Annotated in this window: 1 protein-coding gene; it reads right to left on the bottom strand. The window is 64.5% G+C overall.

The window, feature by feature from the left end; translation table 11 throughout:
• Nucleotides 1-755: AMP-binding protein (locus J4E63_RS30675; RefSeq protein ID WP_207284217.1), on the bottom strand; the 755-nt coding region annotated here is incomplete at both ends.

Below are 755 nucleotides of genomic sequence, written 5' to 3'. Positions count from 1 at the left end.
GGCAACAGCAACGTCGCCCCCGCGCACAACGAAGGCCAGATCTCCCAGGCCGCCGCATCGAAACCGAAACCGGCGACACTGGAGGTGCGGCTGCCGCGTTTCACATCGAAGGCCTGGCAATGCCAGCCCACCAGGTTGCTGAGGTTGCGATGTTCGACCATCACGCCCTTGGGCAGGCCGGTCGAACCGGACGTGTAGATCACATACGCCAGATGATGGGCTTCGAGCCCCGGCACCTCGGGGCTGGAGACGGATTCGTCCTGCCAATCGCCGCTATGGAGATTGATGACCGGCACCGAACCAGCGGCCAGCAAACCCTGGGTGACGGTCTGCGCCAACACCGCGACCGGTGCGCTGTCCTGCAACAGGTAGGCAATACGTTCCGCCGGGTAGGCCGGGTCCACGGGGACATAGCCCGCACCGGCCTTCAGCACACCCAACAGGCCGACGACCATTTCCAGGCTGCGCTCGACACAGATCGCCACCCGATCGTCCGGGCAGACGCCCAGGGCCAACAGGTGATGCGCGAGCTGGTTCGCCCGGGCGTCGAGTTCGCCGTAGGTCAGTGCCTGGTCTGCATACACCACCGCCACCGCTTGCGGGTTTTCCGCGGCCTGGGCTTCGAACTGCCGATGGATCAGCAGGTCATGGGTATAGGTCGCCCCTGTCGCATTCCAGGTTTCCAGTAATTGCTTGCGTTCGGCCGGCGGCAAGATTGCCAGGCTGTGCAGTGGCGTCTGTGGTGCATGTTCCAG

The sequence above is a fragment of the Pseudomonas sp. FW300-N2F2 genome (assembly GCF_017351655.1).
GTDB lineage: Bacteria > Pseudomonadota > Gammaproteobacteria > Pseudomonadales > Pseudomonadaceae > Aquipseudomonas > Aquipseudomonas fluorescens_AA.
Note: the sequence above shows the minus strand (reverse complement) of the source record. Positions and strands in the feature narration are given on the sequence as shown.